This is a genomic window from Caulobacter sp. 602-1, assembly GCF_003931565.1.
Classification (GTDB): Bacteria; Pseudomonadota; Alphaproteobacteria; order Caulobacterales; family Caulobacteraceae; genus Caulobacter.
The window spans coordinates 1-324 of record NZ_RRYI01000071.1 but is presented as its reverse complement, the minus strand read 5'-3'; the positions used below and the strand labels follow the sequence as shown (position 1 = coordinate 324).

General features: G+C 63.9%; 1 protein-coding gene. It reads left to right on the top strand.

The window, feature by feature from the left end; genetic code table 11:
* Positions 1–29: 29 nt before the first annotated feature.
* Positions 30–324: CHAP domain-containing protein (locus EIK80_RS25290; RefSeq protein ID WP_199743634.1), on the top strand; the 295-nt coding region annotated here is incomplete at its 3' end.

The window sequence follows — 324 nt, the reverse complement described above, 5'->3', positions numbered from 1 at the left end:
ACTCGGACAGCTCGTTGAATACCGACTTGATGAACCACAACACCGCCAACAACCCGGTGGTTGCCGCGTGGATGGACGGGGATCAGTCGGTGCTGCCTGCTGGTTTCAATCCGAACCATGCTGTAGGCAGGAGCGCGTCAAACACTTACCCGTGGGGTCAGTGCACGTGGTACGCCTATCAGCGCCGCACCGAGCTGGGTCTGCCGGTTGGTGGCAGCTTCGGTAACGGTGGTCAGTGGGCCTCCAGCGCCAGCGCGCTGGGCTACTGGGTGGACAGCACGCCTCGCCATGTGGGCGACGTCGTGGTGTTCCAGCCCGGCCAGC